This window comes from Amycolatopsis tolypomycina, from assembly GCF_900105945.1.
Taxonomy (GTDB): domain Bacteria; phylum Actinomycetota; class Actinomycetes; order Mycobacteriales; family Pseudonocardiaceae; genus Amycolatopsis; species Amycolatopsis tolypomycina.
Window position 1 is genome coordinate 1,307,983 of the sequence record NZ_FNSO01000004.1, and the last position, 22,590, is coordinate 1,330,572.

Consider the following 22,590-nt stretch of genomic DNA (forward strand, 5'->3'; position numbering starts at 1 on the left):
GGCTTGTTACCGCGCAGTTGTCCAAGTTCTCAGCTGATCGTTACGCAGTTCGGCGAAGGTGCCGTCGTTGTGGGCGATCGGCGTGAAGCCTTCGAGGAGCTCGATCCGGGCGCCTTCGGCCGGGTCCCAGACCTCGAGCCCGGCTTCGGCGGCCACGTAGAGCAGGCCGTCGTGGGCCCACATCCGCCCGGCCGGCCCGGCGAACATCCCGGTGCGGCGCCCGGTCGCGGCCTCGCGCAGGTCGACGCCGTCGGGGCCCTGGAGAGCGACGGTGTGCTCGTCCAGCCAGGCGATCGGGGTGTCCCAGACGTCGTCGCGGTCGGCGAGGTGGCGGCCGTGCTCGGGGGCGTGCCGGTCGCCCGCGAGCCACGCCGCGCAGTCGATCACCAACGGGATGCCCACCGGGTGCCAGGCCCAGCCGTCGGTGAGCAGCGCGCGGCCGGACGGGCTCGGGTGAAGTGCGCCCAGGAAGTAACCGAGGTAGTGCTCGGGGTTGTCTTCGCGGGTCGTGGTGCGTTCGGTGAGCAGCCGGCCCGTTGCCGACTCGAACACGTCGAGACGGTTCCAGTCGGTGGCGGCAACGAACTTCTCCTCGTCGAGGAAGGCGAAGGGGAAGCGGGTCCACTCGTTGTCGTTCCAGTCGCGGTCGAGGTGGCGGACGGTGACCCACTCGTCGAGGTCGACGACCGTGCCGTACTGCCCGTAGTCCGAGACGATCGCCGCGAACCGCCCGTCGGGCGAGGCGTGCAGGGCGGGGCCGCGCGGCCGGTCCGGCCCGTCGTTCCGCTCGACGTCTCGCTCTTCGGGCAGCACGACCGGCCCGATGAGCCACTGGTCGTCGTCGGTGATCCGCACGAAGCCCTCCGCGGTGAGCGCGAGCCAGCCCTCCGGGTAGGGCGCGAGGCACCGGTCGTTCAGCGGACGGACCGGACAGGCACGTGCCGACCACGTGCCGCCGCGGGGCGGGGTGCTCATGCTTCCGCTGTCCAGGTCCGGAGCTGGTCGTCGCGCAGCTCGGCGAAGGTGCCTTCGCAGTGGGCGGTCGGGCGGAACCCGGCAGCGAACCCGATCCGGGCGCCTTCGGCCGGGTCCCAGACCTCGAGCCCGGCTTCGGCGGCGACGTACAGCAGGCCACCGTGTCCCCACATGCGTCCGGCCGGCCCGGCGAGCATCCCGGTGCGGCGCCCGGTCTGCGCGTCGTAGAGCTCGACGCCGTCGAGCATCCGCTGCCAGGAAGCGCCCATGCGCTGGATGGCGATCGTGGTGTCGTCCAGCCAGGCGATCGGGGTGTCCCAGTCGCTGCTGCGACCGGGGGTGAGGTGCCGGCCCGTCTCGGCCGCGTGGACGTCGCCGGCGAGCCACGCCGCCACGTCCACGACCAGCGGGGAACCCACGGGCATCCAGACCCAGCCGTCCACGACCAGCGATCGTTCGGACGGGCTCACCTGGAGCGCGCCCTGGAAGTAGTCGAGGTAGTGCTCGGGTTCCGGCGCACCCTCCTGCGGTGCCGCGGTTTCCCGGTCGGTCAGCAGCTCGCCGCCGGGGAGGGCGAACACGTCGAGGCGGTTCCAGTCGGTGCCCGCGACCACCTTGGCCGTTTCGCCTTCGCCGAGGAAGGCCAGCGGGTACCGGGTGAGCTCGTTGTCGTTCCAGTCCCGGTCGAGGTGGAGCACGGTCGACCACTCGTCGAGGTCGACGACGGTGGCGAACTGGCCGTAGTCGGAGACCACGGCGGCGAACCGGCCGTCGCGGGAGGTGTGCAGGCTGCGGCGGGGGCGGTCGGGGAAGTCGCGCATGTCCACGGGGTTCTCTTCGGGCAGCTCGACCGGCCCGACGAGCCACTGGTCGTCGTCGGTGATCCGCACGAAGCCCTCCGCGGTGAGGGCGAGCCAGTGCCCGGGCATGGGCGCCAGGCAGCCGTCGTTCAGCGGCCGCACCGGGCAGGGGCGTGCCGACCACGTGCCGCCGAGTTCCCGGTCTCGCAGGAGGACCTCGGTCTCGCCGTGCCAGCCCGAGGGGAAGCTCCGCTGGTCGGCCCGGTCGGCGCAGCTTGCGCAGACGTCGACCAGGTCGGCCGGGGTGCACTCGCCGCAGACGAGGTCGTAGCGGGTGCCCACGCCGGTGAGGTGGCGGGTGGACGAGGGAGGTTCTTCGACAGCCAGGTGCGGACAGAGGCGCAAGCTGCCGATCGAGCCCGGGTGGCCGCAGGGGAGGGTGGTCATGCTTGCGGTGTCCAAGTTCTCAACTGATCATCGCGCAGCTCGGCGAAAGTGCCGTCGCGGTGGGCGAGGGGGTGAAATCCCGGGGCGAAGCCGACTCGGGCGCCTTCGGCCGGGTCCCAGACCTCGAACCCGTCGTCGGTGGTCACGTACAGCAGGCCGCCATGTCCCCACATCCGCCCGGCGGACCCCGCGAACATCCCGGTGCGGCGCCCGGTCCGCGCGTCGTGGAGCTGGATGCCGTCGATCGGCAGGTCATCGCCGATCCGTTGCAGAGCAACCGTTGCGTCGTCCACCCAGGCCATCGGTACGTCCCACGGATCGCGGAAAGCAAGCGCCTGGCCGTGCTCGGGTGCGTGCCGGTCGCCGGCGAACCAGGCCGCGCAGTCGAGTACCAGCGGAATCCCCTCGGGCTGCCAGACCCAGCCGTCCACGAGCAGGGAACGCCCGGACGGGCTCGGCAGCAGCGCGCCGAAGAAGTAGTCGAAGTAGTGCTCGGGGTTCTCGTCGTAGTCCGTCACGCGCTCGGTGAGCAGGCGGCTCGTGGCCGGGTCGAAGGCGTCCAGCCATTTCCAGTCGGTGGCGGCGACGACCAGCGGGCCGAGGAACGCGACCGGGAAGCGGGTCGTCCTGTTCCCATAGTCCTGCCGGTCCAGCGCCAGGGTCACCGCGCCCGAGGCGAGGTCGACGACCGTGCCGTACCGGCCGTAGTCGGTGACCGCGGCGGCGAACCGGCCGTCGGCGGTGGTGTGCAGCGCCGGTGCGGCCGGCGGGGATTCCGGCGGGAGGTCCACGGTGGCGACGTGCCGGGGCGCCGGGTCGAGGGCGACCAGACCGTCGGCGGTCCAGGCAAGCCAGCCGTCCGGCAGGGCCGCGAGGCACCGGTCGCCGAGCGGCTCGGGCACCCCGGCGAGCGTCGTCCAGGTGCCGCCGAGGTCCCGGTCTCGCCGGAGGATCTCGGGGCTGCCGCGCCAGCCGAGGTCGGCGTCGCCTTCGAAGCAGCCGGTGCACGCGTCGACCAGCTCCGGGGTGTCCGCCTCGGCGCAGGTCTTGCACAGCAGGTCGTATCGGGTTGCGACGCCGGTGAGCACGCGGAAGCACCCGGGTCCGTTGTCGGTGGTGAGGTGGGCGCAGACACGCGCCCCGGCGGCCGGTGCGAGATGGCCGCACGAAGAAGCTTTCACCACCTCAGTGTCGATCGGCCGCGCAACCCATTTACCGGACGCCGAGGTGCGCCAGCCAGCCGCCCTTCGCCGAGATGTCCTCCGCCCCGTCCGTTGCCGACGGCTCACAGAGGAAACCGGAAACCCGTGTGCCGTCCGCGAGTTCGAGCTTCCCGATGGCCAGGGGAGCCGGGATTCCGGCCACGAACTCGCCGAAACCCCGCGCCGGCAGCTCCCACACCTCCGCGGCCACCGACACGCCTCCCGACGCCACCCGCACCAGCCCGGGCTTCGGCGGGACCGTGTCCAAGGCGTACAACCGGTACGCGGGCGCCGTCGAAACCGCGGACACGAACCGGCCGCCGCGGGACGTCAGCTCGTGGTTCAGCGGCTGGCCGCGCAGGTGCGCGCCGACCACGACGATCGGGATCCGCTCGCGGCGCAGCCCGGCCAGGGCCGCCAGCTTGAGGTCGTCGTGCGGCGCGCCGAGGAACATCACGCCGAACGGGCGTCCGGCCACCGTCCCCGCCGGGACAGCCAACGCCGACAGCCCGAACAGGTTGGTGGAGTTGGTGAACCGGCCCAGCCGGGCGTTGACCGCCACCGGGTCCGCCGCGACCTCCGCGAGCGTCGGGTGCTCGGTCGTCGTCGGGACGAGCAGCGCGTCGACCCCGGCCAGCGTGGCCAGCGCCTCCGCCCGCAGGCTCGCCAGGGTGGCCTGGTCGGCGAACAGCCGGTGCGCGGGGATGTCGCGGGCCGGGCCGATGATCGAGCGCACGACCGGGTCGACGGCGTCCGGGTGCGTGTCGATGAACTCGCCGACCGCGGTGTACCGCTCGGCGACGAACGCGCCGCCGTACAACAGCTGCGCCGCCTCCAAGAACGCCGAAATGTCCACTGTGGTCACTTCGGCGCCCGCTGCCGCGTACTCCGCGACGGCCGCCTCGAACGCCTCGGCCCAGCCCGGAGCCAAGGGGCCCAGCTCGGAAGGCACGCCGATGCGGAACCGTCCCGTGTGGACCTGCGCGGGCTCGGCCAGGCAGGTCAGCGCGAACGACGCTTCCTCGACCGTCCGCGCGAACAGCGAGACGCAGTCGATGCTCGCGCAGGCGGGCACCACGCCTTCCGTCGGCAGCAGGCCCGGGGTCGGCTTGAGCCCGACGATCCCGTTGAACGCCGCCGGCACCCGGCCCGAACCGGCGGTGTCCGTGCCGAGGGCCAGGTCCACGATGCCGAGGGCGACCGCCACCGCCGAACCCGAACTGGACCCGCCCGAGACGTACGCCGGGTCAACGGCGTTCCGCACCGCGCCGTACGGGCTGCGCGTCCCGACCAGGCCGGTCGCGAACTGGTCGAGATTCGTGGTGCCGAGCACCAGAGCACCCGCCGCCCGCAGCCGTGCGACGACCGGCGCGTCGGCCTCCGGCTTGTACGCGTAGTCCGGGCAGGCCGCCGTCGTCGGCAGGCCCGCGACGTCGATGTTGCCCTTGACCGCCACGAGCTTGCCGTACAGCGGCAACCCACTTCCCGACAGGGCCGCGGCCTCGGCCAGCACGTCGGCTTCCGGCCGGAGGTCGATCCAGATCTCCGGCCGGTCCACCCGCTCGATCCGCCGGTACGCGGCCCGCACTCGTTCGACAAGGCTCATCCGAGCACCACCAACGGCGTGCCGGGCGCCACCTGGTCACCGGGGGACACGAGCACCTCGACCACCTCACCGCTCGCCGGCGCGGGGATCCGCGCCTCCGTCTTCATCGCCTCCAGCGTCACCAGCGACTGCGCGTTCTCGACGCGCTCGCCCGCGGTGACGTCGACCCGCCACACCGTCGCCGCGAAGGGCGCCTCGACGACGTGCCCGCCCGGCGGTGCCTCGACCCGCGCCGGCGGCCGGGTGACCGGCTCCGGTTTCGGGTCGAACTCGCCCGCCGCCGCCCACGCCTGCCGCTCCGCGTCGAACGCGGCCGCCTGCGTCGCACGGAACCCGGCGATGCTCTCGGCGTTGTCCGCCAGGAACTTCTGGTAGTCCGCCAGGGCGAAGGTGCCCTCGGTGGTGTCGAGCTCCAGCGTTCCGGACGCGCTCTGCGCCCGCAGGTCCAGCAGCTCCTCGGCGGACACGGGGTACCAGGAGATCCGGTCGAAGAACCGCAGGTTCCACGGCTGCTCGCCGCCGCGCCAGCTGTTCCACACCTGGACCGTGCGCCCGACGAACTGGTAGCCGCCCGGGCCCTCCATGCCGTAGATGCACAGGTACGCGCCGCCGATGCCGACCGAGTTCTCCGCCGTCCACGTCCGGGCCGGGTTGTACTTCGTCGTCACCAGGCGGTGGCGCGGGTCCAGCGGCGTCGCCACCGGCGCGCCCAGGTAGACGTCGCCGAGGCCGAGCACGAGGTACTCCGCGTCGAACACCGTCCGGTACACCTCGTCCACACTGGACAGTCCGTTCACGCGCCGGATGAACTCGATGTTCCACGGGCACCACGGCGCGTCGTCGCGGACACCCGTCATGTACCGCTCGATCGCCTCGCGGGTGGCCGGGTCGTCCCACGACAGCGGCAGCCGCACGCTGCGGCTCGGCACCACGAGGTCGTGCGTCGGCGGCAGGTCGCGCTCCAGCTCGCGGACCAGCCCGAGCGCCTTGCCGACCGGCAGCGCGTCCGGGTCGACGTGCACCTGCAGCGACCGGATGCCCGGCGTCAGGTCCACGATCCCCGGCACGCCCTCGGCCGCCAGCCGCTCGGCCAGCGCGTGCACCCGCATCCGCAGGGCGAGGTCGAGCTTCATCTCGCCGTACTCGACGAGCAGGTTGTCGTCGCCGCTGCGGCGGTAGGTGACCGACGGCTCGCCCGAAGAGTCCGAGCTGCCCGACGCGGACGACCGCGCGAGGACGCCGCCGTCGTCGCGCACGGGCCGGCTCGGCTCGAGCGCCGACACCGGGCGCGTCCGCAGCGCCGCCGCGTGGTCGGTGCCGATCGGCACGAATCGCACGGTGTCGCCCGGCCGCAGCTGTCCGAGCTTCCAGCGCTCGCCGGTGGCGACCGTCGCCGGGCAGACGAACCCGCCGAGGCTGGGCCCGTCCGGGCCGAGCAGGATCGGCAGGTCGCCGGTGTAGTCGACGGCGCCGATCGCGTACGGCGTGTCGTGGATGTTCGACGGGTGCAGGCCCGCCTCGCCGCCGTCCGGCCGCGCCCACTGCGGCCGCGGCCCGACCAGCCGGACGCCGGTGCGCGCCGAGTTGAAGTGCACCTGCCAGTCGGTGGCGTAGAACGTGTCGACGTCTTCCGGGGTGAAGAACTCCGGCGCCGCGTGCGGTCCTTCGAGCGCGCCGATCGTCCAGTGGGCGGCGAACTCCGGCCGGTCGGCCGGAGCGACCGGTCCGACAACCGGGTCCGCCGGCGCGGGCCCGGGCCGCAGGACGTCCCCGGCGGCCAGCGCGCGGCCGCCGTGCCCGCCGAACTTCCCCAGCGTGAACGTCGCCGCGCTGCCGAGGAACTCCGGCACGTCGACGCCGCCGCGCACCAGGACGTAGCTGCGCAGCCCGGCCGTGCACGCCCGGACGTCGAGGATCCGGCCCGCGGGCACCTCGACGGGTGTCCACAAGGGAACTTCGGCACCGTCGACGAGCACGGTCGCCGGTGCCCCGGTGACGCACACCTCGGTGGCGTGCGAGAAGCGCAGCGCGACACCGTCCACAGTGCACTCCAGGCCGGGTGCGCCCTCCGGGTTGCCGAGCGCGAGGTTGCCCAGCCGCAGGGAACGGTCGTCCATCGGCCCGCTCGGCGGCACCCCGACGGCCCAGTACCCGGTGCGGCCCGGCCAGTCCTGCACGGTCGTCATCGTCCCGCCGCGCAGGACGTCGATCCGCGGCTCGGCGTCCCCGATGTCGTCCAAAGTGGACGTGTCGTGCGTCGCCGCCGCGAAGGCCGCGTCGGCCACCGCGGCCCGCAGCTGGCCCAGGTTGGTCTGGACGCCGTCGAACCGGGTCGCGGCGAGCGCTTCCGCCAGGTTCGCCAAGGCCTCGGCGCGGTCGGCGCCGGTGCAGATCACCTTGGCCAGCATGGGGTCGTAGTGCGTGGTGACGGTCGCGCCCGGCTCGACCCACGTGTCGACGCGGGTCTGGGCGGGCAGCGTGACGCGGGTGACGAGGCCCGCGCTCGGCCGGTGCCCGGCGCCCGGGTCTTCGGCGTACACGCGTGCCTCGACGGCGTGCCCGCGCGCGACCGGGACCGCCCGGAACATCCCGCGGTCGCCCTGGGCGAGCCGCAGCATCCAGGCGACCAGGTCGACGCCGTAGACCGCCTCGGTGACCGGGTGCTCGACCTGCAGCCGGGTGTTGACCTCGAGGAACGCCGGTTCGCCGCGCTCGGCGTCGTAGACGTACTCGACCGTGCCCGCCGAGCGGTACCGCACCGACGAGCACAGCGCGACGGCGGAGTCGACCAGGTGCTTGCGGACGGCCTCGGGCAGGCTGGGCGCCGGGCACTCCTCGACGACCTTCTGGTTGCGCCGCTGCAGCGAGCAGTCGCGCGTGCCCAGGGCCATGACCTCGCCGAAGCCGTCGCCGAACACCTGGACCTCGACGTGCCGCGCGCGCGTCACCAGGCGTTCGAGGAAGACCCCGGAGCTGGCGAAGCTCTTGGCCGCGACGCTGCGCACGGTCTCCCAGGCGGCGCGCAGCTCGTCGGGTGAGGCGCAGGCGCGCATCCCGATCCCGCCCCCGCCGCCGGTCGCCTTGAGCATCACCGGGTAACCGATTTCTTCGGCGTGCGCGAGTGCCTCGTCCACTTCGGACAGCAGGCCGGTGCCGGCCAGCAGCGGCACGCCCGCCGCGATCGCCGCCTCGCGCGCGGTGTGCTTGCTGCCGAACACCTCCAGGTGCTCCGGGGACGGCCCGGCGAAGGCGATCTTGGCGTCTTCGCAGGCACGCGCGAACGCCGCGTCCTCCGAGAGGAAGCCGTAGCCGGGGTGGATCGCGTCGCAGCTGGTGTCGAGCGCGGCCTGGATGATCGCGCCGGCCCGCAGGTAGCTTTCCGCCGCGGGGGCCGGGCCGAGCCGCACGGCCCGGTCGGCGAGCCGCACGTGCGGGGCGAGGCGGTCGGCGTCGGAGTACACCGCGACGGTCTCGAGACCCAGTTCCCTGGCGCTGCGCAGGATCCGGACCGCGATCTCGCCGCGGTTGGCGACGAGCAGCCTCACTCGCCGCCTCCGGGGGAGATGACGACCATCCGCACCGGCGTCGGGTCGAAGCCGTTGCAGGGGTTGTTGATCTGCGGGCAGTTCGAGACGAGCACCAGCACGTCGGTCTCCGCGCGCAGCCGGACTTCCAGGCCCGGCGCGGAGATGCCGTCGACGATGCCGAGCGTGCCGTCTTCTTCGACCGGCACGTTCATGTACCAGTTGACGTTGCTGACCAGGTCGCGCTTGCCCAGGCCCCACTTGGCGCCCTCGATGAGGAAGTTCTCGACGCAGGCGTGCTGGTAGCGGGTGTGCTGGCCGTAGCGGAGGCTGTTGGACTCCTTGCTGCACGCGCCGCCGATGGTGTCGTGGCGGCCGCAGGTGTCGGCGACGACGGTCAGCAGCGGCGCGCCCTCCTGGGTGCGCAGGACGCTGCCGGTGGTCAGGAAGATATTGCGCTGCGCGGCGATCGTCGCGGCCGCGCTGTAGCGCTTCGAGGTGTCGTGCGCGTCGTAGCAGAGGAAGTCGACGGCCTGGTTGCCGCCCAGGTCCATGATCGCCAGCTCCTGGCCCGCCTTCAGCACCGTCGAGAACGGCGCCCGCGCGGGGACGTCGAAGCTGACTTCCAGCTGGGACTCGTACGCCGTGCTCATGCGATCCCCCGTGCGGTCAGGTAGTCGGCGGTGTTCTCGAACGCGCGCTGCGCCTCCGGCGTGTGTGTCCACTCCGGACTGTCCGGGGTGGTCGGCCGGTCGCGCCAGGCGAGGACCTCGAGCTTGGACACGGTGTAGTCCGGGCGCGGGTCGATCGCGTGCGGGACGTTCGCGACGAGCACGATCGACGGGATTTCGATGCGCAGGTCGACGGCCTTGCCCGCGCCCGCGGACCCGGTGAACTCCAGCCGGCCGTCCGGCTGGACCCGCACGCCCTGGAAGAACGACAGGCTGGGCGGCAGGTCCCGCGGGCCAAGGCCGTGCTTCGCCGCGGCGAGGGTGAACAGCGGCAGCCCGGCGGGGGCGGGGCCCTGCGGGGAGCCATCGCCGTACCGCTCCGCGTTGCCGTCCACAGTGGACGTCCCGCACAGCGTGTCGTGCTTCCCGCTCGAGTCCGCGACGATGGTGGCCAGCACCCGCGCCTGGTCCGACAGCAGCGCCACCGACTCGCCGACGTAGGCGTTCCACTGCACCTTGACCGTGTCGGCGACGTTGAGCCGCTCCCACGGCTGGTCGGCGTTGAACAGCAGCAGGTGGGCGCAGGCGTCGCCGTCGACGTCGGTCAGCCGCAGCCGCGTGCCCCGGGCCAGCACCTTGTGCGTGTACCCGCCGCCGGCCACGGTCTCGGCCCAGGTCAGCGCCTCGGGGGCGACCCCGGGGGGCGGTGACGGCCAGCTGCTCGCCGGGATCGACGGCATCGTGTCGACGACGGTGCCTGCCTGGGCGCGGGCGTGGTCGCGAGCGCCGTAGGTCGTCGCGGTGCTGCTCATGGCGTCCTTTCCGAGAGCGCGGGTTCGAGGGCGGGAGCGGGGCGCAGCCGCAGCCAGCAGAGCCGGCCGAGCACGAGCGCACCGCCGACGAACTCTATCGGGAACAAGAGCATCCAGGGGGAGCCCGAACCGGCGAGATCGTAGATCTCCGCACGCGGCCAGGCGATGTTCACGATCATGCCGATTCCGTACAGAACGGCTGCTCCGTTCAGCGGTACGCCCCACCGGCCGAGGGAGAACCGGCCCGGCTCGGCCGGGAAGCCCCCGCGCAGCCGCTTGATCAACAGGGGGCCGGTCACGAGCAGGTAGGCCAGGTAGACGACCACCACCGACGTCCCGGTGATCGTGCTGAACAGCGTCGGGTTGCCGACGTTGAGCAGCAGCAGCCCGATCGCCAGCGCCCCGGACAGCAGCGCGGGCGCGACCGGCGTCCCGGTGCGCGGGCTGACGCCGGCGAGGCGGGCGGACGCGGGGAGGGCGCCGTCGCGGGCCATCGCGTAGATCAGCCGGATCGTCCCGGTCTGGATGGTCAGGGTGCAGACGACGACGGCGATCGCGACGTCGGCGAGGAAGACCCGGCCGAGGGTGTCGCCGAAGACGGCGGTGATCACGTACGGCAGACCCTTGCCGGCGAGCTGCCCGTCGGTGAGGCTCGGCGCGGCCATCAGCGCGGTGACGACCACGGCGAGGCCGCCGATCCCGGAGACCAGCACGGCCCGCAGCACCGCCCGCGGCGCCGTCTTGCGCGCCTCCTTCGTCTCTTCCGCGACCGACGCGGCGGTGTCGAAGCCGTAGAGGACGTACGCCGCCATGAGCGCCGAAGCGAGCACGCCGCCGATCCCGGCGCTGGTGCCGGGCGCGTCGTGCAGCACCACCTGCGGGCCGCGGACGGCGAACAGGAGCAGCCCGGCGATGAGGACGACGACGCCGAGGAGCTCGGCCGCGACACCGACGTCGTTGATCCGCGCCATCAGCCGGACGCCGCCGGCGTTGACGGCGGTGGTGAAGACGAGCAGCAGGGTGCCGAGCAGCACGGCGTTGGCCGCGCCGGTCGGCGACGTCACCGCACTGTCGCCGCCGACGAGCTGGAAGCCGTCCCACACCGACGGCAGCACGACCTGGAGCGCGATGGCCGCGGCGGCGAGGGCGACGATGCAGCCGATGAGCATCATCCAGCCGGCCAGCCAGCCGAGAAAGCCCTTGCTGAGCTGTTTCGCCCACTGGTACACGGAGCCGGCGAGCGGGTAGCGCGCGGCGAGCTCGGCGAAGACCAGCGCGACGAGCACCTGGCCGGCCAGGACGACCGGCCACGTCCAGAAGAAGAGCGGGCCGCCGAAGGTGTAGCCGAAGCCGAAGAGCTGGAAGACGGTGGTGAGGATGGAGACGAAGGAGAAGCCGGCGGCGAAGGCGGAGAACCCGCCCAGCGACCGGCGAAGCTCCTGGCGGTAACCGAAGGCGGCGAGTTCGTCGGGTGGCGTCATGCGGGCTCCTTGTTTCGGTCGCTTGACAGAAATTAGGTTTCCGCGGCTTCGCGATGATCTCCGCCGTGTTAGGGGTCCGTTAACGGCGGGATCGACACGGCGTCAATGACGACATCCGGGCGTAACCGCACCTCCGTGCGCGTGTTGCGCGCTGTGACCTGGCAAGATCACATCCGTGGTCAAAGGGTCGGGAGTCGGCAGGCCGAGGGCGAGCGGAGCGGCGGCCAACCGGCCGGACGCGCGCCAGGCCGTGCTCGACGCGGCGGGGGAACTGTTCACCGGAGCCGGGTACGCGGCGACGACGACGAGAGCGATAGCCGAACGCGCGGGCCTGCGCCAGGCGTCGCTGTACTACCACTTCCCGGCGAAGGAAGACATCCTCGCGGCCCTGCTGGCCGAGACGGTCCGCCCGTCGCTGGCACTGGCGGCCCGGCTGGCCGACGGCCCGGCCCCGGCGGCGGTCCGGCTGTGGGCGCTGGCGTACGCGGACATCGGGTTGCTCGGCGGGGCCCGGCACAACCTGGGCGCGTTGTACCTGCTGCCGGAGGTCGGCTCGCCGAACCTGGCCCGTTTCCGCACCGAACGCGCGGAGCTGAAGGCGGCGTACGGCCGGCTGGTGGCGGCGTCGGGCGTGGCGCCCGCGGCCGTCGGGATCCGGACGGACCTGGTGTTCGGGCTGGTGGAGAGCATCGCGGTGATCCGCAGGGACGACCCGGAGCTGGACGTCGAGGCCCACGTGCGCGAAGGGGCCGACGGGGTGGTCCGCCTGGTGGGGCTGGGTGACCCGTCGGACGAGCTGCGGGCGGAGGCGCACACGCTGCTGGCGGCCCTGGCGGAATGAGCGTCGACCGGCTTCGCGGCGAGATCGCCTGGCTGGGCGCGAAGCTGCAGCGCCGTCGCCGCCAGGACGACCTGACGGCGCTCGACCTGCGCGACCAGATCGCGGACCGGCTCGCGGAGCTGCGCGACCCGGGCACGGAGGCCTGGCTGCGCGCGCTGGTCGCGGACCAGGCCCGCGTGTTCGGGGCCCGGCACCACGCAACGCTGGGGTCGTGGTTCCTCATCGCCGCACGCTGTTCGCAGACCGGCCGGGTCGACGAAGCCCTGGAGCTGTTCGCGTCGGTCCGCGCGGCTTACGCGTATGTGCACGGGCCCGACCACGACGCGGTGGTGCACTGCGGGTACGCGATCGCGACGGCGCTGTTCGACGCGGGCCGGTACGCGGCGGCGATCGACGCCTTCCGGGCTCTGGGGTTCACCGCCGACGTCGCCCGCGCCCAGGTCAAGCTGGCGAGGTTCGACGAGGCCGAGCAGACGTTGCGCGCGGTTCCCCCGGAGGAGGCCGCGTTCGTGCGCGCGACGATCCAGGCCGAGCTGGGCGCGCCGGGCCCGTTGATCGAGCGGACGCGCGCACTGCCGGCCGCGGGCACGGAGGACCCGGAGGCGGCCCGGATGTGGCTGGCGTACGGCTTGCTGCTGGCCGGCGAAGCGGCGGAAGCGGCGGATCTCGCGTCGGCGGTGGTGACGTCCCGGGTGACCCACCCGGGCCCCGACGACCGGCTGACGTGGGAGGCCCGGGTGCTGCTGGCCCGGGCACTGGCGGAGACGGACCGCTTGGCGGACGCGGAGCACTACGCGCGGGCCGCGCTGGATGCGGCGCCCTTGCCGCCGGGCCACCCGGTCCTGCTGCACGCCTTGGCCACCGTGGCTCGGGTGCACTACCGCCGGGAGAAGTGGGCGGTGGCGGTGGAGACGTACGAGTTCGCGGTCGAGGGGTTCAAGACGGTGCTGGGTGCGGGACATCCGTACACGCTGAAGGCGGCAGAGGCGTTGGCGGCCGCCCGCGAGGCGGCGGGCTTGTGATGCCGGCCGGCGGGGCTGTGCCGCGTCAGTACCCGCGGTCGTAGAGCGCCCGCAGCCACGGTTCCCTGACGGCGGGCAGCCGCGCGAGCGTGTACCGGAACGCGTGGCTGGACGGCTGGAACGGGCAGAGCGGGTGCGGTGGCAGCGGATCGTCCCGCTCCACGCCCGCCGGCAGCCCGCCGCTCACCGGCAGCCGGGTCCGGTGCGGCGGGAACGCGAGCTCGGCCCACAGCCCGGCGTCCAGCGGGACCGGCACCGCCCCGCCGCGCGGCTGCCAGAGGTCTCCGGTCTGCGGGTGAATCGGCACCAGCAGCAGGTCGGCGGCCGGCTCGCCGAACCCCGGTCCGGCCAGGTCGAGCCGCTTCGCGCCCGGCCCGGCGGGCAGCAGCGCGTCGAGTGAGCGGCCGAAGAGCTCGGCGACCGGTCCGGGCGCCACCTCGACCGGCGCGCCCGCGGCCGCCACCACCACGTGCGCGAGAGCCACGCCCGCCGGGATGTCTCGGAATGCGCTCAGCCGGTGTTCCAGTGCGCCGGTGGCGAGTAGCTCAGCCCAGTCCGAGACGGGCCGCTCCGGCGGGGCGGGCAGCCGCACCACGGCCTGCGGGAGGAGCCGGACGACCTGCCAGCACCCGCAGTCGTCCAGCCTCGTCCCGACCGGCAGGGCACAGCCCAGGCAGGCGAGATTCGGTCCGTCGCTCCCGTCGATCCCCTGGCAGTAGCCCGCGGCCCGCTCGAGGATCAGCCGGGTGCCGTGCACGTCGCCGGGCGCGAGCAGGACGGTGCCCACCGGCCCGCCGGACAAGGCACCGAACGGCGCGAAGCGCCCGAGCTTCGCAGCCTCGCCCGCCTCGACCTCGTCGAACTGCCGCCACGGCGGCCCGTCGGGTGCGGGGTCGACGGCGAAGGACCCGGCTTCCAGCAGGGGCGGGTGCAGCGTCTCCCAGTGGGTGTCGGCCCAGTGCACCGGCAGCGCCACCTCCGACACCGCTGCCGTCAGGACCGCACCGCAGCCCGCACAACCGAACACCGCCAAGCCGTTTCCCTCCCCCGCGCGTAGTCCACAGCTTGCCCGGGATGTGCACAACTCGGCCTGTGCTGCGGTCTCACCCCGGCTTTTCGTCGGCAGCTCTCGATAGGCTGGAATCGGGGGCCGGCCCCGCGGCCGTGGCGGCCGTCAGGAAGCCGTCGTCTGCAGAGCCTTGCTCAGCACCGCAACGGTCAGCTCGACCTGCCAAGGCCGGGCCCCGCCCGCCCGCAGGACCTCCGCCACCGAGTCCTCATCGGTCTCCGCCGGTGGCCGCCAGCAGGTTCGCCGGACCAGGTCCGGCAGTAGCAGGTTCTCCACCGGCAGCCGGCGGTCCTCGGCGATCGCCGTCAACGCCGTACGCGCCGCCGACAGGCGGGCCGCCGCGTCCGGGTCCTTGTCCGCCCAGCGGTTCACCGGGGGCGGGCCGTCCGTCGGCTGCGAAGGTGACGGCAGTTCCGATGCCGGCAAAGCCCGGGCCGCCTGCAGGTGGCGCAGCCAGCTCGCCGTGTACTTCCGCTGCACGCGGCCGCTGAACACCGGCAGCGCCTGCAGCTCCTCGACCGTCTTCGGGTCCGCCGTCACCGCGTTCACGATCGCGCTGTCCGGGAGGATGCGGCTCGGCGCGCGGTCGCGCTTGCGGGCCAGCTCGTCGCGGGCCTGCCACAGCTCGCGGACCGCCGCCAGGCCACGCGGGCTGCGGATCTTGTGCACGCCGGACGTCCGCCGCCACGGCTCGGCACGCGGGGGCGGTGGCGGGGCCATCCGCACGAACTCGAACTCCTGCCGGGCCCACTCCAGCTTGCCCTGGGCGCCCAGCTCCGCTTCCAGCTTTTCGCGCAGCTGGACGAGCAGCTCGACGTCGAGGGCGGCGTAGTTCAGCCAGTCGACCGGCAGCGGCCGCTTCGACCAGTCGGCCGCGCTGTGCCCCTTCTCGAGGGTGTACCCCAGCAGGAGCTCGACCAGCGTGCCCAGTGCGACGCGCTCGTAGCCCGCCAGCCGGCCGGCCAGCTCGGTGTCGAACAGCGCCGCCGGGTGCAGGCCCAGCTCGGCGAGGCAGGGGAGGTCCTGGGAGGCCGCGTGCAGCACCCACTCCAGGTTGTTGAGGACTTCGCGCAGCGGCTCGAGTTCGCCGTCCAGCGCGATCGGGTCGATCAGCACCGTGCCGGCACCTTCGCGGCGCAGCTGCACGAGGTAGGCCTTGGGCCAGTAGCGGTAGCCGGACGCACGTTCGGTGTCGACGGCGACCGCACCCGAGCCCGCGGCGAGCTTCGCGCAGGCCTCGGCCAGCGCGGCGGGGTCGGTGACCACCGGGGGCGTGCCCTCGGCGGGTTCGCGTAGCAGCACAGGGCCGCCCGTGGACTCGATCTCCATCCCGGTGTCCTCGGCCTCTGCACTTCCCATGGTTGACGACCCTACGGGACGGGCATACCGCGCCTGGTCTGCCCGCCCCGCAGGGCTGTTTGCTTGCGTCAGCGGATCACGCCGGCTCGCATGGCCAGCGCCACCATCTGGGCCCGGTCGCCCGTGCCGAGCTTGCGCCCGATCCGGGACAGGTGGGACTTGACGGTGAGGGCGGAGAGCGAAAGCTCCTCGCCGATCTCCTTGTTGGACTGCCCGTCGGCGACCAGCTGGAGCACCTCCACCTCACGAGCGGACAGCTCGCGCGGGGTGTTGTCGGTGCCCGCGACGCGGGTCCCGGTGGCGAGCACCGGAGCCACGCTCGGGTCGGCGTAGACGCCGCCTTCGAGCACGCGCCGCACGCCGTCGGTCACCACGACCGGCGACGCGGACTTCAGCAGGTACGCCTGGGCCCCGGCCTGGAAGGCCGAGCGGACCGCGTACGGGTCGTCCGAGGATGCGAGGACCACCACGCGCGGCCAGCCGTGGCTACGGAGTTCCGTGACCAGCTCGATGCCGCTGCCGTCCGGCAGTCCGAGATCGAGGATCGCCAGGTCACAAGGCCCGGTGGCCTGTGCTCGCGCCCTCGCCTCGGCCACCGGGGCGGCTTCGTGGACGGTGCCCGCACCCATCTGTGCGAGTCTTGCTGCGATTGCCTCCCTCAACAGCGGGTGGTCATCGACCACCAACACGGAAAACAGCTCTTCCCGCGGGTGCGGAACCATGCTCGCCGGCAACGCGCCGGCTGGCGTGGATCGGACGGCCTGAGATAAGCCGACGGTAGCCACGTCACTACCTCCCTGGAGTCGGTCGTGCCCCCCGACCGGCACCGGGACCTTCGGCCGTTCAGCCGCGCCAGCTTTAGACCGAAAGTGGTGTCGTCGAAGGCACTGTAGCCGTCCTGAGGCCGTTGCGGGGGGATCGAATGGGTATCTATCTCAAACGAACAGTCACTCAGTGGGTTCGAGGTAACACGATCGGGCTAGTACACGGCCGGTTGCTAACGGATAGCCCAGCGAACACGATGCACAGTGGTTACCGGCGTCCAAATGGCCGTGCAGATGGGCCGTGCAGCTTCCGGTGCGCCTAGTGACGAGGGGCCGGATGGGCTCCCCCAGTCCGCGAAATGTGGCCCCGGCCGGGGCATGATCAACTCGGCCGCACGGCTCCGCCGTCGCCTGTCGAAGCCGGGAACTGTGACTGTCCGTGTCCGCCGCGGGGTGACGGCGGCGACCGGACGCCCGATTTGATCTTGTTGCGGTGTGTGACCGCGGGGAGTCACGAACGAGGAGACGTGAAACGGCCTCGCAGACCGTGGCGGGCGCCGGGGGTGTCCCGATGGCCGACCGGCCGGTTCGGCGGGCCTGGCGGTCGCTCAGGCGCCGGTAACGATGTGAACGGTGTTCAGCAGACGTGAATTTTGCTCACATCCGTACAACTGCGGGTCCGGGGGCACCCGTTCGCGAGGAGGCCGTTGCCGATTCGTTGCGGAACATCGCCCGGACAGCCGCCCGCAGGTCGTGAGGGGTAAGGCGGGTAAGAACCCGCTGTTGAGTCTCAGGACTTGTCGGACAGTTGATGTCTCAGGACCTCACGGACACTGACCGGCCTGTCGGGGTTGTGATCGGGTGGGTTGTACCGATCATGCGGCGATGGGCAGAGCAGGGTTTGCGATGGATCCTGAGTTCGTCGCCGCGGTCGCTCGGGCCGCGGGCGGGGAGAAGATCAACGTCGCGGTGTTCTGCCGCGAGCACGGCCTGTCCCGGGACACCTTCTACCGGTATGTGACCCGGTTCCGCGCCGAGGGCGCCGACGGGTTCATCCGCCGCAGCACCGCCCCGCACCATCACCCCACCGCGCTCGCGCTGGAGGTGGTCGAGGCGGTGCTGCGGGCCCGCAAGCAACTGGCCGAGGCAGGCTTGGACAACGGGCCGATCTCGATCCGCTGGCGACTGCAGGACGCCGGGTTCCACCCGCTGCCCTCCCGGGTGTCGATCTACCGGATCCTGCGCGAGCGGGGCCAGATCGTGGCCCAGCCACGCAAACGCCCCAAGACCCGGCGGCGGTTCAGCTACGCCGACCCCAACGGCTGCTGGCAGATCGACGGCATGGAACACCACCTCGCCGACGGCACCACCGTCTGCATCATCCAGATCCTGGACGACCACTCCCGCCTCGACGTCGGCACCTGCGCCGCCACCGGTGAAACCACCGCCGGCACCTGGGCCGCCCTGCAACGAGCGTTCGCCGGCTACGGCCTGCCGGTCAGAATCCTCTCCGACAACGGGCTGGCCTTCACCGGCCGCCACCGCGGCTGGATGGTCGAACTGGAACGCCTGCTCGCCGCGCTCGGGGTCACCACCATCGCCGCCACCCCACGTCACCCCCAGACCTGCGGGAAGAACGAACGCGCCCACCAGACCCTGCAGAAATGGCTCGCCGCCCGGCCACCCGCCCACACCCTCACCGAACTGCAGAACCTGCTCGACGAGTACCGGCAGATCTACAACCACCGCCGCCACCAGAGCCTCAACGGCGACACACCCCAGCAGCGCTACGACACCCGCCCGAAAGCCACCCCCAGCACCGGCCCGCACCGGCCCAGCGGCATGACCACCCGACCCGTCTCGGCCACCGGCGTGATCGCGTTCTCCGGCTGCTCCATCGTGCTGGGACGCACCTGGGCCGGACGCACCGCCAGCGTCTACTGGCAAGGCGACCGCGTCACCGTCATGATCGACAACACGGTCACCCGCCAGCTCACCCCCGACAGATCAGTACGCTACCAACGCCTCACCAACCAGAAACTGTCCGACAAGTCCTGAGACACATCTGTCCGTGAGGTCCTGAGACAGCACAGCGGGTAAGAACCCGCCTTGCCACTCACGAGTGGGCAGGTGGCCGGCGAAGGTGGCTCAGGAGCCCTGGCGCTGCCCGAAGAGCGTCACGCCGACCGGCGGCAGGCCCACGACGCTCGCCATCACCTGGCAGAAGGCCTGCCCGTGGGGCAGCAGCCCGGCGTCCGTCGGCGTCCACGACGCCCGCAGCTCCAGGTCGTCGGTGCGGGCGGGCCCGGAGATGTCGCCGAAGCGGGCCGACGACGTCTCGGTCACCGTGCCGCCGAGTGCCTTCCAGCTCGCGCCGGACACCTCGAGCGCGTCGGTCAGCCACGACCAGCCGACCGCCGGCAGGAACGGGTCCGTCGCCAGCTCGCGGTCCAGCTCCGCGCGCACGTACATGACGAGCCGGAGCACGCCGTCCCAGCCGTCCTGGCCTTCGGGGTCGTGCAGCAGCACCAGCCGGCCCGAGGCCAGCACGTCCGCCGGCCCGGACACCTCGCAGCTGACCGCGTACGACCACGGCGCGAGCCGCTGCGGGGCGCGCATCGGCTCCAGCAGCACCTCCCGGCGGGGCCGGACGGACTGCAGCGCCGCGACTGCTTCGCGGAAGAGTTCGGGCACTGGCGTCATCGCGGTCACGCTTCGACTTTAGGGCGGGCACGGCCTGTTGCGGGCGCAGGCGCGCCGAGGAACGGGCCCGCCGCGGCTCGTGGCACGATTGACGGCGATGTCTCAGACCACGCCCCTGCCGCGCCCGGCCGCCCCGGCCGCCCGCCGCGAGCTGCCCGAAGCCCCGTTCCTGGCCGCCGCGCGCGGCGAACGCCCGGCCCGCACGCCCGTCTGGTTCATGCGCCAGGCCGGCCGCTCGCTGCCGGAGTACCGCGCGCTGCGCGAGGGCGTGCCGATGCTCGACGCCTGTTTCGACCCGGAAATGCTCGCCGAGATCACGCTGCAGCCGGTGCGCCGGCACGGCGTCGACGCGGCGATCCTCTTCAGCGACATCGTGGTGCCGCTCAAGGCCGCCGGCGTCGACATCGACATCGTGCCCGGCACCGGGCCGGTGGCCGCCGCGCCGGTGCGCGACCTCGCCGCCGTGAAGGCGCTGCCGGAGCTGGAGCCCGAGCAGGTGGCGAAGGTCGCCGACGGTGTCCGGCTGCTGGTCGAGCGGCTCGGCGAAACCCCGCTGATCGGCTTCGCCGGCGCGCCGTTCACGCTGGCCAGCTACCTCATCGAGGGCGGCCCGAGCCGCAACCACGAGCACACCAAGGCGCTCATGCACTCCGAGCCCGAGGTGTGGCACGAGCTGGCCGGGCGGCTGGCCGACGTCGCGCTGACGTTCCTGCGCGCCCAGCTCGACGCCGGCGTCGACGCGATCCAGCTGTTCGACTCCTGGGCCGGCGCGCTGTCCGAGCGGGACTACCGCGAGTTCGTCCTGCCGCACTCGGCGAAGGTCCTCGCCGGCGTCGCGGAGTACGGCGTGCCGCGGATCCACTTCGGCGTCGGCACCGGCGAGCTCCTCGCCGCGATGCGCGACGCGGGCGCCGACGTCGTCGGCGTCGACTGGCGGATCCCCCTCGACGAGGCCGTGCGGCGGCTGGGCGGCCGCGCGATCGTGCAGGGCAACCTCGACCCGGCGCTGCTGCACGCGTCCTGGCCGGTCCTCGAAGCCGAGGTCCGGCGGATCGCCGAGGAGGGCAAGGCGGCCGACGGCCACATCTTCAACCTCGGCCACGGCGTGCTGCCCGGCGTCGACCCCGACGTGCTGACCCGCGTGGTCGGGCTGGTGCACGAGCTGTGAAGCGCGTCGCGGTCGTCGGCGGCGGCGTCTCCGGGCTGACCGCGGCCTACCGGCTGCGGCGGCTGCTCGGCGCGGGCGCGGAGATCACCGTCTTCGAGAAGACGACCGCGCCGGGCGGGAAGCTGCGCACCGCCGAACTCGCCGGGGTGCCCTACGACGTCGGCGCCGAGGCGTTCCTCGTCCGCCGTCCCGAGATGCTCGGCCTGGTCCGCGAGCTCGGGCTCGACGTCGTCAACCCCACGAAGGCCCGCGCGAAGATCCACGCGGGCGGCGCCGTCACCGGCCTGCCGCCCGGCACGGTCATGGGCGTGCCCGCGTCCGCGGAGTCGGTGGCCGGCGTGCTGTCCGAGGCGGGCCGGAAGGCCGTCGAGGCCGAGCCGTCACTGCCTGAGCTGCGGCTGCCGGGCGGGGACGTGCCGCTGGGGCCGCTGCTGCGCGAGCGCTTCGGCGACGAACTGGTCGACCGGCTGGTCGACCCGCTGCTCGGCGGCGTCTACGCGGGCGGGGCCGACGGCCTCGGCCTGCGCGCTTCCATGCCCGGCCTGGCCACCGCGCTGGCCTCGGGCGCGGGCTCGCTGACCGCGGCGGCGGCCGCCCAGCTGCCGGCGAACACGTCGGCGGCGCCGGTGTTCGGCAGCGTCCCGGGCGGCCTGGGCGCGGTGATCGACCGGCTCACCACGGCGTCCGGCGCCGAGCTGCGGACCGGCCTGCCGGTGTGCGGCATCGAGCGGCACGACACCGCCTGGCGGCTGCGCATCGGCGCGGCACCGACCGCGCACGCCCCGGCGGACAACACCTTCGAAGCCGACGCCGTGGTCCTGGCGGTCCCCGCGCCCTCGGCCCGCCGGCTCCTGGCCGACCTCGTCCCGGCCGCCTCGGCGGCCTTCGGCGAGGTCGAGCTGGCGTCGATGGCCGTGGTCGCGCTGGCGCTGCCGCCGGGCACCGCGCTGCCCGAGGCGTCGGGGATCCTGATCGGCGCCGGCGAAAGCGACGCCGCGGGCAAGCCGTACGCGTCGAAGGCGTTCACGTTCTCTTCGCGCAAGTGGGCGCACTACGGCACCGGGCCGGTCCTGGTCCGCGGCTCGGTCGGCCGGTTCGGTGAGCCGGGCGCCCTGCAGTTCGACGACGTCGAGCTGGTCCGGGTGGTCCGCGACGACCTCGCCCGGCTGACCGGCATCACGGCGGCGCCGATCGAGACACTGGTGACGCGGTGGGGCGGCGGGCTGCCGCAGTACGGCACCGGCCACCTCGACCGCGTCGAGCGGATCGAGAAGGCCGTGGCGGCGGTGCCGGGCCTCGCGATCGCCGGAGCGACCCTGCACGGCGTCGGGCTGCCGGCGTGCGTGGCGACGGCGGAGGCGGCGGCCCAGCGGATCGCGGCGCACCTGTCTTCGTGAGTGCGCTCACCTGACCCGTGGCAGCGGCCGGGGCACCGCGGTGACAGGATGGACTCATGGCGCGGGTCAACTACAACGAGCTCAACGACACCATCCGCTACACCACCTGGTCGGTCTTCCGGATCGAGCCGGGCCGGCTGGGCGAGGACCGCGGGACCGCCGGCCGGGAGACCGCCGAGTACCTCGACGGCCTCGAGGCCAAGGGCGTGGTCGTCCGCGGTGTCTACGACCTGTCCGCGCTGCGCGCCGACGCCGACTTCATGGTCTGGTGGCACGCCGAGGAGATCGAGCAGGTCCAGGCCGCGTACGCCGGGTTCCGCCGGACGCCGCTGGGCCGCGCGTCGACGCCGGTCTGGAGCCAGACCGCGCTGCACCGGCCCGCCGAGTTCAACAAGAGCCACATCCCGGCGTTCCTGGCCGGGGAAGAGGCGCGCAAGTACGTCTGCGTCTACCCGTTCGTGCGGTCCTACGAGTGGTACCTGCTGCCGGACGCCGACCGGCGCAAGATGCTCGCCGACCACGGCAAGGAAGCCCGCGACTACCCGGACGTCCGCGCGAACACCGTCGCGTCGTTCGCCCTCGGCGACTACGAGTGGATCCTCGCCTTCGAGGCCGACGAGCTGCACCGGATCGTCGACCTCATGCGCCACCTGCGCGGCACCGAGGCGCGGCTGCACGTGCGCGAGGAGATCCCGTTCTACACCGGCACCCGCGTGCCGCCCGCCGAGCTCGTCGCGGCTCTCCCGTAG

At 73.1% G+C, this 22,590-nt stretch carries 18 protein-coding genes; 6 read left to right on the plus strand and 12 right to left on the minus strand.

Features of this window, described 5'->3' with window-relative positions:
• Positions 1-6 precede the first annotated feature (6 nt).
• The 8 genes from BLW76_RS49610 to BLW76_RS16765 are packed head-to-tail and all read right to left on the minus strand — an operon-like array spanning position 7 to position 11,518.
• Positions 7-975: a hypothetical protein gene (locus BLW76_RS49610; protein ID WP_244170188.1), complete on the minus strand. Its 969-nt coding sequence runs from the start codon at positions 973-975 to the stop codon at positions 7-9.
• Positions 972-2,222 (minus strand): hypothetical protein, encoded by a 1,251-nt coding sequence (locus BLW76_RS49615; RefSeq protein WP_244170189.1) that lies wholly within the window; start codon positions 2,220-2,222, stop codon positions 972-974. Before BLW76_RS49615 ends, BLW76_RS49610 begins: the two co-directional genes overlap by 4 nt.
• Positions 2,219-3,403: a hypothetical protein gene (locus tag BLW76_RS16740; protein WP_143060633.1), complete on the minus strand. Its 1,185-nt coding sequence runs from the start codon at positions 3,401-3,403 to the stop codon at positions 2,219-2,221. Before BLW76_RS16740 ends, BLW76_RS49615 begins: the two co-directional genes overlap by 4 nt.
• A 31-nt stretch (positions 3,404-3,434) precedes the next feature.
• Positions 3,435-5,030: an allophanate hydrolase gene (locus BLW76_RS16745; protein WP_091308186.1), complete on the minus strand. Its 1,596-nt coding sequence runs from the start codon at positions 5,028-5,030 to the stop codon at positions 3,435-3,437.
• Entirely contained in the window at positions 5,027-8,575 is a 3,549-nt protein-coding gene (gene uca / locus BLW76_RS16750) for an urea carboxylase (protein WP_091308189.1), read from the minus strand. Before uca ends, BLW76_RS16745 begins: the two co-directional genes overlap by 4 nt.
• Positions 8,572-9,207 carry an urea amidolyase associated protein UAAP2 gene (locus BLW76_RS16755; RefSeq protein WP_091308192.1) on the minus strand — a complete coding sequence of 212 codons (636 nt, stop codon included), beginning with the start codon at positions 9,205-9,207 and terminating at the stop codon, positions 8,572-8,574. Before BLW76_RS16755 ends, uca begins: the two co-directional genes overlap by 4 nt.
• On the minus strand, positions 9,204-10,037 hold the full coding sequence (locus tag BLW76_RS16760; RefSeq protein WP_091308193.1) for an urea amidolyase associated protein UAAP1: 834 nt from the start codon (positions 10,035-10,037) through the stop codon (positions 9,204-9,206). The genes BLW76_RS16755 and BLW76_RS16760 overlap by 4 nt, the downstream gene beginning before the upstream one ends.
• Positions 10,034-11,518 carry an amino acid permease gene (locus tag BLW76_RS16765; protein ID WP_091308196.1) on the minus strand — a complete coding sequence of 495 codons (1,485 nt, stop codon included), beginning with the start codon at positions 11,516-11,518 and terminating at the stop codon, positions 10,034-10,036. The genes BLW76_RS16760 and BLW76_RS16765 overlap by 4 nt, the downstream gene beginning before the upstream one ends.
• A gap of 175 nt (positions 11,519-11,693) precedes the next feature.
• On the opposite strand from BLW76_RS16765, the gene BLW76_RS16770 reads away from it, so the two are divergent.
• Both BLW76_RS16770 and BLW76_RS16775 read left to right on the plus strand, forming a co-directional pair.
• A complete protein-coding gene (locus tag BLW76_RS16770; RefSeq protein WP_091308199.1) occupies positions 11,694-12,359 on the plus strand; it encodes a TetR/AcrR family transcriptional regulator in 666 nt (221 codons plus the stop codon).
• Positions 12,356-13,381, plus strand: a complete 1,026-nt coding sequence (locus BLW76_RS16775; protein WP_091308201.1) for a tetratricopeptide repeat protein — start codon at positions 12,356-12,358, stop codon at positions 13,379-13,381. Before BLW76_RS16770 ends, BLW76_RS16775 begins: the two co-directional genes overlap by 4 nt.
• Positions 13,382-13,406: 25 nt before the next feature.
• Here BLW76_RS16775 and BLW76_RS16780 read toward each other — a convergent pair whose 3' ends face one another.
• The 3 genes from BLW76_RS16780 to BLW76_RS16790 form a co-directional block, all read right to left on the minus strand.
• Entirely contained in the window at positions 13,407-14,408 is a 1,002-nt protein-coding gene (locus BLW76_RS16780; RefSeq protein ID WP_244170655.1) for a hypothetical protein, read from the minus strand.
• A gap of 147 nt (positions 14,409-14,555) precedes the next feature.
• Entirely contained in the window at positions 14,556-15,779 is a 1,224-nt protein-coding gene (locus BLW76_RS16785) for a ribonuclease D (RefSeq protein WP_091308206.1), read from the minus strand.
• 98 nt (positions 15,780-15,877) lie between these two features.
• Complete coding sequence (locus tag BLW76_RS16790; protein WP_091308207.1) at positions 15,878-16,594, minus strand: response regulator; 717 nt, start codon at positions 16,592-16,594, stop codon at positions 15,878-15,880.
• An 885-nt stretch (positions 16,595-17,479) separates the two neighbouring features.
• Here BLW76_RS16790 and BLW76_RS16795 point away from each other — a divergent pair.
• A complete protein-coding gene (locus tag BLW76_RS16795) occupies positions 17,480-18,631 on the plus strand; it encodes an IS481 family transposase (RefSeq protein WP_091308210.1) in 1,152 nt (383 codons plus the stop codon).
• A 90-nt stretch (positions 18,632-18,721) separates the two neighbouring features.
• Here BLW76_RS16795 and BLW76_RS16800 read toward each other — a convergent pair whose 3' ends face one another.
• Positions 18,722-19,285: a DUF3000 domain-containing protein gene (locus tag BLW76_RS16800; protein WP_167384632.1), complete on the minus strand. Its 564-nt coding sequence runs from the start codon at positions 19,283-19,285 to the stop codon at positions 18,722-18,724.
• A gap of 88 nt (positions 19,286-19,373) precedes the next feature.
• Here BLW76_RS16800 and hemE point away from each other — a divergent pair, with 88 nt between their 5' ends.
• From hemE to hemQ, 3 genes are read left to right on the plus strand one after another with little or no spacing between them, the layout of a single operon-like run.
• A complete protein-coding gene (gene hemE, locus BLW76_RS16805) occupies positions 19,374-20,444 on the plus strand; it encodes a uroporphyrinogen decarboxylase (protein ID WP_091319478.1) in 1,071 nt (356 codons plus the stop codon).
• A complete protein-coding gene (hemG, locus tag BLW76_RS16810; RefSeq protein ID WP_091308215.1) occupies positions 20,441-21,841 on the plus strand; it encodes a protoporphyrinogen oxidase in 1,401 nt (466 codons plus the stop codon). The genes hemE and hemG overlap by 4 nt, the downstream gene beginning before the upstream one ends.
• A 56-nt stretch (positions 21,842-21,897) precedes the next feature.
• A complete protein-coding gene (gene hemQ, locus BLW76_RS16815) occupies positions 21,898-22,590 on the plus strand; it encodes a hydrogen peroxide-dependent heme synthase (RefSeq protein WP_091308218.1) in 693 nt (230 codons plus the stop codon).